The organism is Aquitalea sp. USM4 (genome assembly GCF_004328945.1).
In the GTDB taxonomy this organism is placed as follows: domain Bacteria; phylum Pseudomonadota; class Gammaproteobacteria; order Burkholderiales; family Chromobacteriaceae; genus Aquitalea; species Aquitalea pelogenes.
Genome location: NZ_CP029539.1, coordinates 3,744,443 through 3,758,436, shown reverse-complemented (window position 1 = coordinate 3,758,436; position 13,994 = coordinate 3,744,443). Strand labels below are relative to the sequence as shown.

13 protein-coding genes are annotated in these 13,994 nt (G+C 59.7%); all 13 read left to right on the top strand.

Features of this window, described 5'->3' with window-relative positions:
* Nucleotides 1-23 precede the first annotated feature (23 nt).
* Nucleotides 24-932, top strand: coding sequence for a hypothetical protein (locus DKK66_RS17290; protein ID WP_131360068.1), 909 nt, complete (start codon nucleotides 24-26; stop codon nucleotides 930-932).
* Between the two features lie 6 nt (nucleotides 933-938).
* Nucleotides 939-2,801: a hypothetical protein gene (locus DKK66_RS17285; protein ID WP_131360066.1), complete on the top strand. Its 1,863-nt coding sequence runs from the start codon at nucleotides 939-941 to the stop codon at nucleotides 2,799-2,801.
* Between the two features lie 5 nt (nucleotides 2,802-2,806).
* A complete protein-coding gene (locus DKK66_RS17280) occupies nucleotides 2,807-3,721 on the top strand; it encodes a YaiO family outer membrane beta-barrel protein (RefSeq protein ID WP_131360064.1) in 915 nt (304 codons plus the stop codon).
* Entirely contained in the window at nucleotides 3,718-4,530 is an 813-nt protein-coding gene (locus DKK66_RS17275; protein WP_131360062.1) for a hypothetical protein, read from the top strand. Before DKK66_RS17280 ends, DKK66_RS17275 begins: the two co-directional genes overlap by 4 nt.
* Nucleotides 4,531-4,805: 275 nt before the next feature.
* On the top strand, nucleotides 4,806-7,487 hold the full coding sequence (gyrA, locus tag DKK66_RS17270; protein WP_131360060.1) for a DNA gyrase subunit A: 2,682 nt from the start codon (nucleotides 4,806-4,808) through the stop codon (nucleotides 7,485-7,487).
* A complete protein-coding gene (locus DKK66_RS17265) occupies nucleotides 7,484-7,951 on the top strand; it encodes a PaaI family thioesterase (RefSeq protein WP_131360058.1) in 468 nt (155 codons plus the stop codon). The genes gyrA and DKK66_RS17265 overlap by 4 nt, the downstream gene beginning before the upstream one ends.
* Nucleotides 7,948-8,388, top strand: a complete 441-nt coding sequence (locus DKK66_RS17260) for a PaaI family thioesterase (RefSeq protein WP_045846915.1) — start codon at nucleotides 7,948-7,950, stop codon at nucleotides 8,386-8,388. Before DKK66_RS17265 ends, DKK66_RS17260 begins: the two co-directional genes overlap by 4 nt.
* A gap of 62 nt (nucleotides 8,389-8,450) precedes the next feature.
* Nucleotides 8,451-9,536 (top strand): 3-phosphoserine/phosphohydroxythreonine transaminase, encoded by a 1,086-nt coding sequence (serC, locus tag DKK66_RS17255; protein ID WP_045846916.1) that lies wholly within the window; start codon nucleotides 8,451-8,453, stop codon nucleotides 9,534-9,536.
* Nucleotides 9,537-9,664: 128 nt separating this feature from the next.
* Complete coding sequence (locus DKK66_RS17250) at nucleotides 9,665-10,888, top strand: MFS transporter (RefSeq protein ID WP_045846917.1); 1,224 nt, start codon at nucleotides 9,665-9,667, stop codon at nucleotides 10,886-10,888.
* Between the two features lie 126 nt (nucleotides 10,889-11,014).
* Nucleotides 11,015-11,602: an O-methyltransferase gene (locus tag DKK66_RS17245; protein ID WP_131360056.1), complete on the top strand. Its 588-nt coding sequence runs from the start codon at nucleotides 11,015-11,017 to the stop codon at nucleotides 11,600-11,602.
* A 4-nt stretch (nucleotides 11,603-11,606) separates the two neighbouring features.
* A complete protein-coding gene (gene pheA / locus DKK66_RS17240; protein WP_045846919.1) occupies nucleotides 11,607-12,680 on the top strand; it encodes a prephenate dehydratase in 1,074 nt (357 codons plus the stop codon).
* A 68-nt stretch (nucleotides 12,681-12,748) separates the two neighbouring features.
* Nucleotides 12,749-13,330 (top strand): TIGR00730 family Rossman fold protein, encoded by a 582-nt coding sequence (locus DKK66_RS17235; RefSeq protein WP_165494215.1) that lies wholly within the window; start codon nucleotides 12,749-12,751, stop codon nucleotides 13,328-13,330.
* Nucleotides 13,331-13,366: 36 nt separating this feature from the next.
* Nucleotides 13,367-13,945: a hypothetical protein gene (locus DKK66_RS17230; RefSeq protein ID WP_131360052.1), complete on the top strand. Its 579-nt coding sequence runs from the start codon at nucleotides 13,367-13,369 to the stop codon at nucleotides 13,943-13,945.
* The last annotated feature ends 49 nt before the right edge of the window (nucleotides 13,946-13,994 follow it).

Here is a 13,994-nt window from a genome sequence, read left to right as displayed (position 1 = left end):
GCTTGCTGTGGACAGGAAGCGCCATGGCCAATGACAGCCTGGATTTGCAACAGTACCAGACGGAAGACGGCGCCATCCTGCTGCAACACGAGGGTGGCGTGGTTGATCCGTACTTTGCCATGAAGGCCTTGCTGGCGGCGGACGAGCTGGGGCTGGATGCCAAGCCCGCTGCCACCGTATGGATAGCCTGGCTGCAGCCGCGCCAGGAAGCCAATGGCAGCTTTCCCCGCTTCATCCGGGGAAAGAACGGCGAGTGGCGTCGATTTGCCAATGCTGACGCCGATGACTCCACCATGGCCCTGTGGCTGTCCTTGCTGTACCGGGTGTATGGCACAGCGGACAACATGAGCCCTGACTTGCAGCAATCGCTGCGCAAGGCCAGAAAAGCCCTGCTGCGGCTGCGTGTTGCCAGTGGCGTGTTTCATTACGCCCGCGGTGCCGATCTGGGTTACCTGATGGATAACGCGGAAGTGCTGGAAGCCTTGCGTGACGACTGCCACCATGCCGGCCTCGGTTGCCAGCAGGCGGACCAGCTGGAACGCGCCATGGTGCGGGTGTTCTGGAACCCGCGCCGTCATGTCTGGCGTACTGCCACGCACGGCGAACCGGCGGCGGCGTTCTACCCGCGCAGTGCCGCACAGCTGTTTCCGCTGATGGCGGGCATGCGCTTGCCGCCAGGGCAGCCCGGTCTGGATGACTGGCTGAATGGCGAAGGGCGGCCATGGCTGATGCAGGATGAAAAGAAGCTGGATTTTGCCTGGGGTCTGCTGACCCTGGCTGCACTTAAAAGCCAGCGGGAAGATGTGGCGCGCCAATGGTGGGAGCGTGCAGCGCCATCGCGACTCGGACGGCGCTGGAATGTGCTGGAAGAGGCTATTTTTCAGGGATTGGAACAGCGTTTCAATCCGGCTGAGCAAGAAGAGGGGAAGTAAGGTTTGATGAAAGTACAGCAATGGCCCAAGTGGGTCTGGTTTGTGCTGCTGCTGGTTCTGGTGTTGTTGGCCAGTCTGGCGTGGCATTGGCAGCGCAGCCGCAATGCGACAGCTCCGGATGCCGGAATTGTCTTGTTGCTGCCGGATACGGAAGCCTCGCGGAAATACGTGCTGACCTGGCAGGACGCCGCCGCAGAAAGCGGTGTGCTGATGACTCCCATGCGCGCCGCCGACTTTGTGGCGCTGGATGCTGCGCAGCGTGCGCAAATTCGTGGCGTGGTGTTGCCGGACAGCATTCATCGTCATGTCACATCCGCCCTGGGTGGCGTGCTGGAGGAATATGTCCGCCAGGGTGGGGCGCTGTGGCTGAACTATGACGCAGCCACCGAAAATGCCGATGGCCGCTTCCTGGACCGTGCCGAGCTGACCCGTCTGGTGGGGGTGGACTACCTGCTGTTCCGCGAGCGTGGCAAGGGCATGATCCACAACGACATGCTGCTGGTGCCGCCTTCCACCATCACAGACTTGGCCATTGCGCCCGGCCGCTTCCAGCCCTATACCGCCAGTGGCAATGGCTGGCTGCAGGCCACAACCTATGGCTATGACAATGCGGCGTTCAGCTATTTTGAAACGCGTGGACAGTTCCCCGGCAAGCTGATGGCCGAAGGACGTGACGGCTCGGTGCTGGCTGGCCTGCGTGATTACGGCAAGGGCAAGGTCTTGTTCGTCAATCTGCCGGTGGGTTATCTGGCAGTGCGTACTGACGGCCTGTGGCTGCATTCCTTCATGGCCTTTTTCAATGGCCAGGTATTGCATCTGCCGCGCTTGTCCGCCGTGCCGGACGGCATTGGCGGACTGGTGATGAACTGGCACGTTGATGCAGCCAATGCGCTGCCGTATATCGACATGCTGGAGAAAATCGGCTTCCTCAAGCAGGGGCCGTATTCCATCCACTTCACCACCGGCCCGGACACCAACCGCCCCGGCGATCACATGGGCATGGATCTGGCCAACAACCCGAAGGCACAGGCGCTGGTCAGCCGCCTCAAGGGCATGGGTAACGAAATCGGAGCGCATGGTGGCTGGGCGCACAACTACTTTGCCTTCAACATCAACGAGCACAACGGAGCAGAGTGGACGCCGTATCTGGAGCATAACAAGCAAGATCTGGAAAACGTCATCCATCAGCCGCTGACCGAGTACTCCGCCCCCAACGGCAACCAGCCGGGCTGGGTGACCGACTGGCTGCGCAAGCATGGCGTGATTGCCTATTACCAGGTGGCCAATCTGTCGATGGGCCCGACCCGTTCCTTTATTGATCCGTCCGACATGCATGGCCGCCCGTGGTCCTTCCCGGTTTCGGCAGATGGTGCGGTAGCCTCGTTTGAAGAAGGCGTGCGCAACAATTACGGTCAGCCGCGCATGCAGGCATGGCTGCAGGCCATGACCCGGTTCGTGGTGGATCAGGGTGAGGCACGCCTGGTGTATTTCCATCCGCCCGGTGTGTATTTCTTCCAGGATGCTGCCGCCCAATGGCTGGCGCAAACCGCTGCGTTGCGCAGCAGTGGCAAGTTCCGCTGGTACACCATGTCCGGCCTGGCGCGCTTCCTGTCGCAACGCGAACTGACCACATGGAAAACCCGTCCGCTGGCTGGTGCCGCGGATGGACGCCTGCGCATTCAGGCGAACAATCCGCAATCACTGGCTGATCAGAGCTGGCTGCTGCCCAAGGCAGGCGTCAGCGGCAAGCCGCAAGTGACGGCAGGTGCCGCGCGCATCGAGGAAACCGCCACCGACTGGCGCATTACCGCGCAGTCCGGCAAGGATTTGCAAATCGACTATCTACCGACAACAGGTATTTCTCAGTGAGGGGAATGATGAAACTCAAACAACAACACTATGCCTTGCTGCTTGCCAGCGTATTGAGCACGCCGCTGGCGATGGCGGAAGACGCCATGCCGGCCGCCGAAGCTGCCCCGGCTGCAGCGGAAGCTGCTGCGGCACCGGCGGCTGAAGCCGCTGCCGCACCAGAAGCTCCCGAGGCCGCTGCGGCACCGGAAGTGGCTGGTCCGTACTCCATGAGCCGCAGCATTGAAGTAGGCGGCGGCGGTCACCATGTCAGCGGTGGCAATGGCGACTGGAACAGCGCCTTTGTTTCCGGTGTGTGGCAGACGGATACCGCCAATGTATTCGACTGGATCGTGCAGAATGACCACCGCTTCGGGGAAAGCGGCACGTCGTTCAATGGCGGCTGGAACCATGACATCAACCAGGACTGGTTCGGTCGTCTGGAATTCGGCAAGAGCAGTGCCGGTACTTTCTGGGCTGACAAGCACTACGGCGCAGCCATCAACCGCAAATGGCTGGCCGATCGCAATCTGGTATCCACCTTCGGCTTTGCCTACAACGACAACCGCCAGGGCTACAGTGACCGCGTTTATACCGCTGGCCTGATCTATTACTTTGACGGCCCGTGGGTCATCGAAGGCGGCATTCACCGCAACCTGAGCAATCCTGGCAGTGTCATTTCCACCCAGGGCTATGGTGCCGTCACCTATGGTCGCGACCGCTGGCGTCAGATCGTACTGTCGGTCAACTCCGGCAGTGAAGGTTACATGCCGGTTGGCAACAGCGCCTCGCAACAGGTGTTTGACAGCCAGTATTACAGCCTGGGCTGGAAAGAATGGATCGGCCCGCACTGGGGTGTGCATGCCACGGTGGATTACTACCACGGCACGTATTACCAGCGCTCTGGTGGTTCCGCCTCCGTGTTCTGGGACCTGCCATGAGTCTCAAACAGCGCGCGGACTTGCTCAATGCGATGCGCAGCACCGGCTATGCCGGTGGTGTCATCCAGAGCCATCGCGCCATGCGCACCGAGCGCTTCACCCGGGTACGCTGGGTGGAGATCATCGGCCTGCCATTGCTGTTTGACCTGATCCTGCTGGCTTTCCTGCCGCAGGTGATGCAGTTCTGGCAGGCGCTGACCGCCTGGGCGGTGGCCTTTACCGGCGTGCCGGCTGATCTGTCCAGTCAGGCTATTGACGGCTGGCCGCTGCACCCGATGGTTTCCTTGCCCTGGCTGGAGCTGTCCGCCTCGGTGCCCAGCTACTGGCAGTGGTGGCTCAATTGCGTGGCATGCGTGGTATTGCTGGTGCTGTCTTTCCTGATCAACAAGGAAAACACGCCCATGCGCTATGTGCTGCGCCTGATTGTCATCGTGCATGGCAGCGCCTGCCTGTTCTTTGCGCTGTATCCGGCAGGTTTTACGCATTCGCTGCCGGAATACCACCACACCTGTCTGGAAACGGTGTTGATCCTTACTTTCCTGGTGCCGTGGATACACAGCATCACCTTCAACATCCTGAACAAGCCCATCGTGGAGAAAATCCTGCTGACGGCGATTTCCATGGCCTATTTGCTGGTGGCAGCGCCGCTGCATTATTTTCTGGCGGCAATCGTCATGCACTACGGCTCGCTGATGTTCATGCCCATGCTGTTCATCCTGTTCAGCCTGATGCTGAATGTGATGATGCTGATTGCCTTCTACGCCTGGGCCATGAGCTGGGAGTTTGGCAGCGGACATCAATCCAGCTGAGCCGCTGAATACCGGTCAGCCTTCCATTGTCCGACGGGTCGCCATGTTTGCATGGCGGCCCGTTTTTACATTGCAGGCGCGGTCGGCACGGTGAATTTCCATCTGCCCGCCGCGCTAAGTCACTGAGCAGCAAGGGGATGGTCATGCAGTTCCCGGCAAGGCCTTGAATGGCTGGTGTGGCACGGGGCGGGGCGCACGACAAGACATGCGCTGACGGGGTGGACGTGGTAGAATCAAAGCTTATTTTTGATTCCTGAAAAGATAGCCATTTACCCATGACAGATCAGCTTTTCGCCAAGGAAACGATCCCAATCAGCCTCGAAGAGGAAATGCGCCGCTCCTACCTCGACTACGCCATGAGCGTGATCGTGGGTCGTGCACTTCCCGATGTGCGTGATGGCCTCAAACCGGTACATCGTCGCGTGCTGTTTGCCATGCACGAACTTTCCAACGACTGGAACCGTGCATACAAGAAATCCGCGCGTATCGTGGGCGATGTCATTGGTAAATACCACCCGCACGGTGACTCGGCGGTTTACGACACCATCGTGCGCATGGCGCAGGACTTCAGCCTGCGCTACCCGCTGGTGGATGGCCAGGGCAACTTCGGTTCGGTGGATGGCGACAGCGCCGCCGCCATGCGTTACACCGAAATCCGCATGGCGCGCATCGCGCACGAACTGCTGGCGGATATCGACAAGGAAACCGTGGACTTCGGGCCGAACTACGACGGCTCCGAACACGAACCGCTGATCCTGCCGGCCAAGATTCCCAACCTGCTGATCAATGGCTCCTCCGGCATTGCCGTAGGCATGGCCACCAACATCCCGCCGCACAACCTCACCGAAGTGGTGGACGGCTGTCTGGCGCTGCTGGCCAACCCGGAAATGACCATCGACGAGCTGATCGACATCATTCCGGCACCGGACTTCCCGACGGCAGGCATCATCTACGGCACCGCCGGGGTGAAAGAGGGCTACCGTACCGGTCGCGGTCGCGTCATCATGCGCGCCCGTACCCACTTTGAAGACATCGGCAAGGGTGACCGTCAGGCCATCATCGTCGACGAGATTCCGTATCAGGTGAACAAGTCCCGTCTGCTGGAGCGCATTGCCGAACTGGTGCGTGACAAGCAGATCGAAGGCATTTCCGACCTGCGCGACGAGTCGGACAAGTCCGGCATGCGCGTGGTGATCGAGCTCAAGCGCGGCGAAATGCCGGAGGTGGTACTCAACCACCTGTTCAAGCTCACCCAGCTGCAAGACAGCTTCGGCATCAACATGGTGGCACTGGTCGACGGCCAGCCGCGCCTGTTGAACCTGAAGCAGATCATCGACGAATTCCTGCGTCACCGCCGCGAAGTCGTCACCCGCCGCACCATCTACGAACTGCGCAAGGCGCGCGAGCGTGGCCACATCCTGGAAGGCCTGGCCGTTGCGCTGTCCAATGTCGACGACATCATCGCGCTGATCAAAGCCTCGGAAACCCCGCCGGCTGCCAAGGTAGCGCTGATGGCGCGCGCATGGCGCTCGGAGCTGGTGGAAGAGATGCTTTCCCGCGTGGACCAGAGCAAGGCGCGCCCGGACGGGCTGGACGCCGAGTTTGGCCTGCACCCGGATGGCTACCGCCTGTCCGACGCGCAAGCCCAGGCCATCCTGGAAATGCGTCTGCAACGCCTGACCGGCCTGGAACAGGACAAGATCGTCGGCGAATACCGCGACATCATGGCCATCATTCTGGATCTGATCGACATTCTTGAACGTCCGGAACGCATCAACCAGATCATTGGTGACGAACTCTCTGCCATCAAGACCCAGTTCGGTGACGAACGTCGTTCGGAAATCGAACCGTTCGGTGGCGACATCAATATCGAGGACCTGATCACCCCGCAAGACATGGTGGTGACCATCTCCCATACCGGCTATATCAAGACTCAGCCGATTGACGACTACCGCTCGCAACGCCGTGGCGGTCGCGGCAAGCAGGCTGCCGCCACCAAGGATGACGATTTCATCGACACCCTGTTTGTGGCCAATACCCACGACTACGTGCTGTGCTTCTCCAGCAAGGGCCGCTGCTACTGGATCAAGGTTTACGATCTGCCGCAAGGCGGTCGCAACAGCCGCGGCAAGCCGATGGTGAATGTGCTGCCGCTGGCCGATGGCGAGAAAATCAACGCACTGCTGCCGATCAAGGCCTTCACCGATGCCGAAGCCGTGTGCGACGAAAACGAAGATGACGAAGCCGCCACCCTCAAGGCCAAGGGCCCGTTCATCTTCATGTGCACCGCCAATGGCACCGTGAAGAAAACCCCGCTGGAAGCCTTCTCCCGTCCGCGTACCGCCGGCATCATCGCCGTGCGTCTGGACGAAGGTGACAACCTGATCGGCGTCGCCCTGACTTCCGGCAACGACCAGATCATGCTGTTCTCCGACGCCGGCAAGGCCGTGCGCTTCAGCGAAACCGACGTGCGTGCCATGGGCCGTACCGCCGGTGGCGTGCGCGGCATGATGCTGGGCGAAGGCCAGCAGGTGATTTCGCTACTGGTCACCAATTCGGAAGAGCAGCAAGTGCTGACCGCCAGCGATGGCGGCTATGGCAAGCGCACCCGCACCGGCGAATTCCGTCATACCAGCCGTGGCACCCAGGGCGTGATTGCGATGGACCTGACCGACAAGACCGGCCTCAAGCTGGTGGCAGCCAGCCTGGTGGAAGACAGCGACGATGTGATGCTGATCACTACCGGTGGCGTACTGATCCGCACCAAGGTATCCGAAGTGCGTGAAACCGGCCGTTCGGCACAGGGCGTGCGCCTGATCAACCTGGACGAAGGCGAGAAGCTGATCGGCCTGGAAAAGGTGGCAGAGGGCGAATCTGACGAGGAAGCCGAAGTTGTCGATGGCGATGTGGTTGACGGTGACGATATCGCCGCCAGCGCAGGGGATGCCGAAGCATGATGGCAACGCCTGCCAATCCGCAGGTGCTGGAGACGATGAGCAAGCTCTTCGTCTCCCTCCCGCACTGCGCCACCCTTGGTTTCCAGTATCTGGGCACCGAGGGTCGACGCCCGGTGCTCAAGGTGGAGTGGCGGGAAGACCTGGTGGGCAACCCCGCCAGCGGCACCATCCACGGCGGGGTGATCACCTCGCTGGTGGATACCACCAGTGCCGTTTCGGTCACCGCCTGCCTGCCGGATTTTGAAACCATTGCCACGCTGGACCTGCGCATCGACTACCTGAAGGCGGCCACACCGGGCAAGGCCATTCACTGCCGTGCGGAGTGTTACCGCCTGGCCAGCCAGATCGCCTTCACCCGCGCAGTGTGCTATCACGACGATCCTGCTGATCCGATTGCCCATGGTGTAGCCACTTTCATGCGGGAATCCAGTCGCGCCTCGATGTTGCAGGAAGCAAAACCATGAGCGATTTCATGGAAAAGCTGGCCGCACTGCGCGACGCCAAGGACTTCACCGCCCTGATTGACGCCATTCCCTATGCCCGGCTGATGGGCGTGGAAATGCTGGAAGATGAAGCAGGCGAGCTGCTGTTCCAGCTACCGTTTGCCGAGCGCAATGTCGGCAACACCGTCCTGCCGGCACTGCATGGCGGCCTGATTGGCGGTTTTCTGGAGAATGCCGCGCTGCTGCACCTGATCTGGCATCGCGAATCGCTGGAAGCACCCAAAATTGTCGATTTTTCGCTGGACTACCTGCGCTCCGGCCGACCGCAAACCCTGTTTGCCCGCTGCGAAATCACCAAACAGGGCAAGCGCGTGGCGCATGTATTGATAGAGGCCTGGCAAGAAGACCGCCGCAAGCCGGTGGCCGTGGCACGGGCCCATTTCCTGCTGACGCAGTGACACACACAGGCATGGCCTGATCTGGTCATGCCGCAAGTTTGAAGCAATGACTGAGGACAGACATGGCCAAGGTGTATAACTTTTCCGCCGGACCGGCAGTTTTGCCCCACGACGTTCTGGCACAAGCCCAAAGTGAAATGCTGGACTGGCACGGCTCCGGCATGTGCGTGATGGAAATGAGCCATCGCGGCAAGGAATTCATGGAAATCATCCATGATGCCGAACAGGATCTGCGCGAGCTGATGCACGTGCCAGCCGGTTACAAGGTGCTGTTCCTGCAAGGCGGCGCCTCCATGCAGTTTTCCATGGTGCCGCTCAATTTGCTGGGCGACAAACAGTCGGTCGACATCGTCAATACCGGGCACTGGTCCAAGCTGGCCATCAAGGAAGCGCGTCGTTATTGCAATGTCAACGTGGTAGCCAGCAGCGAAGACCGCAACTTTGCCTATGTGCCGGCAGAGGAAACCTGGCAGCGCGACCCCAACGCCGCCTATCTGCACTACACCTCGAACGAAACCATCGGCGGCTTGCAATTCCCCTTTGTCCCGTCTGATCTGGGCGTGCCACTGGTATGTGACATGTCGTCCGACTTCCTGTCGCGCGAAGTGGATGTCAGCAAGTTCGGCCTGATCTATGCTGGCGCGCAAAAGAATATCGGCCCGTCCGGTCTGGTGGTGCTACTGGTGCGTGAAGACCTGCTGGGCCGCGCCCGTGCCGACCTGCCCACCATGCTCAACTACCAGGTACATGCTGACGCCGACTCCATGTACAACACCCCGGCCACTTACCCCATCTATATCGCCGGTCTGGTGTTTAAGTGGCTGAAGCAGCAGGGCGGGGTGAAGGGCATGGAAAGCCGCAATGCGGAAAAAGCAGGCCTGCTGTATCACACCATCCAGGCCAGCGAAGGCTTCTATACCACCCATATCGATGAGCCCTTCCGTTCGCGCATGAATGTGGTGTTCCGCCTGAAGGACGAGGCACTGGAAGAGAGCTTCATGATGGAAGCACGCAAGAACGGACTGATCCAGCTCAAGGGCCACCGCGTGGTTGGAGGCATGCGTGCCTCCATTTACAACGCCATGCCGATTGAAGGCGTGAAGGCACTGGCCAGTTTCATGCAGGACTTCGCCCGCCAGAACGGTTAAGGTGGAGCTAGCAGCTTGATTGTTCTGCCAGTATTACACTGTGTGCAAAAACCCGTGACCAACACGGGTTTTTTCTTGTGCGTTGCGGTTTTATGATGGATGACCATAACAATATCGGAAATCATTCCATGGACCGCTCCATTCAACGCTTGCTGCTTGCGGGCGGCCTCATCGTTTCACTGGCCATGGGCATCCGCCATGGATTCGGCTTTTTCATGCCGCCCATGACCAGCGCCTTTGGCTGGACCCGCGAAAGCTTCGCATTTGCACTGGGCATGCAGAACCTGATCTGGGGCCTGGCGCAGCCCTTTGCCGGAGCCCTGGCCGACCGGCACGGACCGGGCAAGGTACTGCTGGGTGGTGGCTTGCTGTATGCCCTGGGCCTGCTGCTGATGACGGTATCGGCCACGCCCGTCCTGTTTTCCCTGTCAGCCGGTGTCCTGCTGGGGCTGGCATTGTCCGGCACCACTTATAGCGTGATTTTTGGTGTGCTGGGCCGTACCGTACCCGCTGCTTATCGCTCCCGCGCCATGGGTCTGACAGCCGCTGCCGGCTCATTCGGCCAGTTTGCCATGGTGCCGATCGAGCGCTCGCTGATTGACGGCATGGGCTGGCTGCCCTCCCTGCTGGTACTGGGTGGCTGTGCGCTGCTGATGCTGCCGCTGGGCCGTGCCTTGACCAGACAGGCAGAGGCCATGCCGCAAACCGGCACACCACAGGCTCATGCGCACCTGCTGCAAGGTATGCTGCATACCTTTGCCCGCGCCTGGACCGAAAAAGGCTTCCGCCTGCTGATGGCGGGTTATTTTGTCTGTGGCTTTCAGGTGGTGTTCATTGGCGTGCATCTGCCTGCCTATCTGCGTGATCATGGCATGGGCGGCAATATCGCCAGCCTGGCGCTGGCGCTGATCGGTCTGTTCAACATCTTTGGCACCTTCATCTTCGGTGAAGCCGGTAGCCGCTTTGCCAAGCCGCCCTTGCTGGCCGGCATTTATCTGGCGCGCAGCATTGCCATCGGCCTGTTCCTGGTTCTGCCGTTGTCTGTGCCGTCAGTGCTGGTATTCGCCTCGGTCATGGGCTTTTTATGGCTGTCCACCGTACCGCTGACCAACGGCGTGATTGCCAGCCAGTTTGGCGTACAACACCTTGGCATGCTGTCAGGAGCCGTGTTTTTCTCGCACCAGGTGGGCAGTTTTCTTGGAGTGTGGCTGGGAGGCAAGCTGTACGACCTGAATGGCAATTACAACATCGTATGGGGCATTGCCATTGTGCTGGGCGTGCTGGCCGCGCTGGCCAATCTGCCGATCCGCGAGCAGGCATCTGCTGCGTTTGCCGACAAGGCTGCTGCATGAAAACCGTTTTGTATGCCGTGCTGGGCCTGTTGCTGGTGATACTGCTGTTGATGTATCAGCAGCCACGCTTTGTCATGGCATTTTCCGACTTGATAACCGCCTGTTTTTGAAGCGTCAGGAGTTTGCATGCTGAGTACCGAACTGTTTGCCCGCTTGAATGCCATCTGGGAAGAGGGCGAGCATCACGATGCCGTCACCACCGAACGCGCACTGAAAAACCTGTTCATCACGCCGGATACCGGGCGCTTCCTCTACCAGCTGTTGCGGCATGCCAATCCACAGCATGTGCTGGAAATTGGTACCTCCAACGGTTATTCCACCCTGTGGCTGGCGCTGGCCTTGCGCGACCGGGATGGCCGGGTCACCAGTCTGGACATTTTGCCGGCGAAACAAGAGCAAGCTGCCCAGCATTTGCAGGAATTTGCCTTGCAACACAAGGTGGAACTGCTTTGCCAGGACGCCTCTGCCTACTTGCGTGAAGCTGCTGACGGCAGCGTGGATGTGGTGTTTCTGGACGCGGATCGCAGCCGATACATGGATTATTGGCCTGATTTGTGCAGGATTCTGCGGCGTGGCGGCCTGATCGTGGTGGATAATGTCCTGTCGCATGCGGCTGAATGTGCAGATTTCATTCGACTGGTGCTTGCGACGGAAGGCTATCTCGCGGAAACTTACCAGATTGGAAAAGGCCAGTTTGTCATAGTGAAAGATTGATTACGTGTCAGAAGAACTGCTGAAGCAACATCGCGATGCCATCGATTCCATCGATGCCCAGATCCTCCACCTGCTGAACAGCCGCGCCAGTCATGCCCGTGAAATCGGTGAAATCAAGGGTGGTGGCATCATCTACCGCCCGGAGCGTGAGGCGCAGGTGCTGCGCCGTATCCAGCAGCTCAATCCGGGCCCCTTGCCAAATGAAAGCGTGGCCCGCCTGTTCCGCGAGGTGATGTCCGAATGCCTGGCGCTGGAAAAGCCCTTGTCCATTGCCTATCTGGGACCGGAAGGCACCTTCACCCAACTGGCTGCCATCAAGCACTTTGGCCATGCTGCGCGTACGGTAGCCTGCGCCTCGGTGGATGAGGCTTTCCGCCTGGTGGAATCCCGTACGCTGGATTATGTGGTGGCTCCGGTAGAAAACAGCACCGAAGGTGCGGTTGGCCGCACGCTGGACTTGATGGTCAGCAGCCCGCTGCGCATTTGCGGTGAGGTGGTGCTGCGTATTCATCATCACCTGCTGCGCAAACAGGAAGGCATGAACGGCATCACCCGGGTGTATGCCCATGCCCAGGCGCTGGCGCAATGTCATGAATGGCTGAACAAGAACCTGCCGGCGCACGTTGAACGGGTGTCTGTGGCCAGTAATGCCGAGGCTGCCCGCCTGGCAGGTGAAGATGCCAATGCCGCTGCCATTGCTGGTCAGGCTGCGGCGGAGCGCTATGGCCTGGTCAAGCTGGCGGAAAACATCGAAGACGAACCGAACAACACCACCCGTTTCCTGGTGCTGGGCAATCAGCAAGTTGGCGTGACTGGCCAGGACAAGACCTCCATCGTGGTGGCTGCACCCAACCGACCGGGTGCGGTACATCAGTTGCTGGCACCGGTGGCAGACAACGGCGTATCGATGACCAAGTTTGAATCGCGCCCGTCGCGTGCCGGTTTGTGGGATTACGTCTTCTTTATCGACATGGAAGGGCATCACGACGATGCCAATGTCGCGACTGCGCTGGCCGGCCTGTCCGAGCGGACTTCCTTTGTCAAAGTGCTTGGCTCCTATCCGCAAGCAGTGCTGTAAAAATTGCTGTAATCAGTACAGCCGGGCTGGAGACATCCACCCGGCTTTATTCTTTTTGGAGAGTGTTGATGAAGTCCCTGTGTCTGTTTTGTGGTTCGAATAAAGGAACACGTCCTGAATACCAAGCCGCTGCCGCCGCATTTGGCCGCACGCTGGCAGAAGAGGGCATCACCCTGGTGTATGGTGCCGGCAAGGTGGGCTTGATGGGTGTGGCTGCCGATGCCGCACTGGCTGCTGGCGGCAAGGTGATCGGAGTGATTCCGGAATTCCTCAAGGCCAAGGAAGTTGCCCATCTTGGGCTCACGGAATTGCATGTCACGCAAACCATGCACCAGCGCAAGGCCATGATGGCGGAACTGTCTGACGGCTTTGTTGCCTTGCCCGGCGGCTTTGGCACCTTTGACGAGCTGTTTGAAATCCTGACCTGGGCACAGCTGTCGGTACACGACAAACCGGTAGGCCTGCTGGATATTGCCGGCTTCTTCCAGCCTTTGCTGGCACTCAGCCGGCACGCCGTGACTGAAGGCTTTGTACCGCAGGGCAATATGGACTTGTTCAGTCATTCGGCTGATATCAGCCAGTTATTGCAAGCCATGCGTGCTTACCAGCCAAAACAGACTGCCAAATGGCTTGATCTGGCGAAGACCTGACCCCATCTGGCATGACATCGTCCCAGGGGTTTCGACATGAATGATGACCGTGCGACAACGCGTAAAACCTTGCTTTGGCGCTTGCGTCGCTTGCTGACAGGGCCGCTGGTGCTGCTGGCAGCCTTGCTGATTGCTTTTGAAGAATTCGCCTGGGACGAATTGTCCGACTTGCTGGCCCGGCTGGGCCGCTGGCCGGTACTGCGTCAGCTGGAGGCTGCTGTGGCACGTGCCTCACCTCCGGTGGCGCTGAGCCTGTTTTTGTTACCGGTGCTGGGGCTGTTGCCGGTCAAGCTGGCCGCAGTCTTGCTGATCAGCCGCGGCCATGCCGTACTTGGCCTGCTGGTTATTCTGCTGGCCAAGCTGCTGGGAACTGCGGTGGCTGCACGGCTGTTCAGCCTTACCCGCAATCAGCTGATGCGCGTACAGTGGTTTGCCCGTGCCTATCAGCTGTTCATGCGCTTCAAAAACTACATACACGATCGCCTTGTCGCATCACCTGCCTGGCAGGCTGCCCATCGCTTGCTGGATGCCGTGCGCACCAGGCTGCGGCGCTCTTCGGTCTGGTCCCGCCTTGGGCGGCGCATGTCCCGCCAATGGCAGCATTTGCGTAAATAGCTGCCCGTACCCATGACTTGCTTCTGCTAAAATCTGGCTCCATAACAGC

Bases quoted from the DNA above. Each gene is read 5' to 3' on its own strand.
- DKK66_RS17290 (WP_131360068.1), top strand. From the start codon at position 24: ATGGCCAATGACAGCCTGGATTTGCAACAGTACCAGACGGAAGACGGC.
- DKK66_RS17285 (WP_131360066.1), top strand. From the start codon at position 939: ATGAAAGTACAGCAATGGCCCAAGTGGGTCTGGTTTGTGCTGCTGCTG.
- DKK66_RS17280 (WP_131360064.1), top strand. From the start codon at position 2,807: ATGATGAAACTCAAACAACAACACTATGCCTTGCTGCTTGCCAGCGTA.
- DKK66_RS17275 (WP_131360062.1), top strand. From the start codon at position 3,718: ATGAGTCTCAAACAGCGCGCGGACTTGCTCAATGCGATGCGCAGCACC.
- gyrA (WP_131360060.1), top strand. From the start codon at position 4,806: ATGACAGATCAGCTTTTCGCCAAGGAAACGATCCCAATCAGCCTCGAA.
- DKK66_RS17265 (WP_131360058.1), top strand. From the start codon at position 7,484: ATGATGGCAACGCCTGCCAATCCGCAGGTGCTGGAGACGATGAGCAAG.
- DKK66_RS17260 (WP_045846915.1), top strand. From the start codon at position 7,948: ATGAGCGATTTCATGGAAAAGCTGGCCGCACTGCGCGACGCCAAGGAC.
- serC (WP_045846916.1), top strand. From the start codon at position 8,451: ATGGCCAAGGTGTATAACTTTTCCGCCGGACCGGCAGTTTTGCCCCAC.
- DKK66_RS17250 (WP_045846917.1), top strand. From the start codon at position 9,665: ATGGACCGCTCCATTCAACGCTTGCTGCTTGCGGGCGGCCTCATCGTT.
- DKK66_RS17245 (WP_131360056.1), top strand. From the start codon at position 11,015: ATGCTGAGTACCGAACTGTTTGCCCGCTTGAATGCCATCTGGGAAGAG.
- DKK66_RS17235 (WP_165494215.1), top strand. From the start codon at position 12,749: ATGAAGTCCCTGTGTCTGTTTTGTGGTTCGAATAAAGGAACACGTCCT.
- DKK66_RS17230 (WP_131360052.1), top strand. From the start codon at position 13,367: ATGAATGATGACCGTGCGACAACGCGTAAAACCTTGCTTTGGCGCTTG.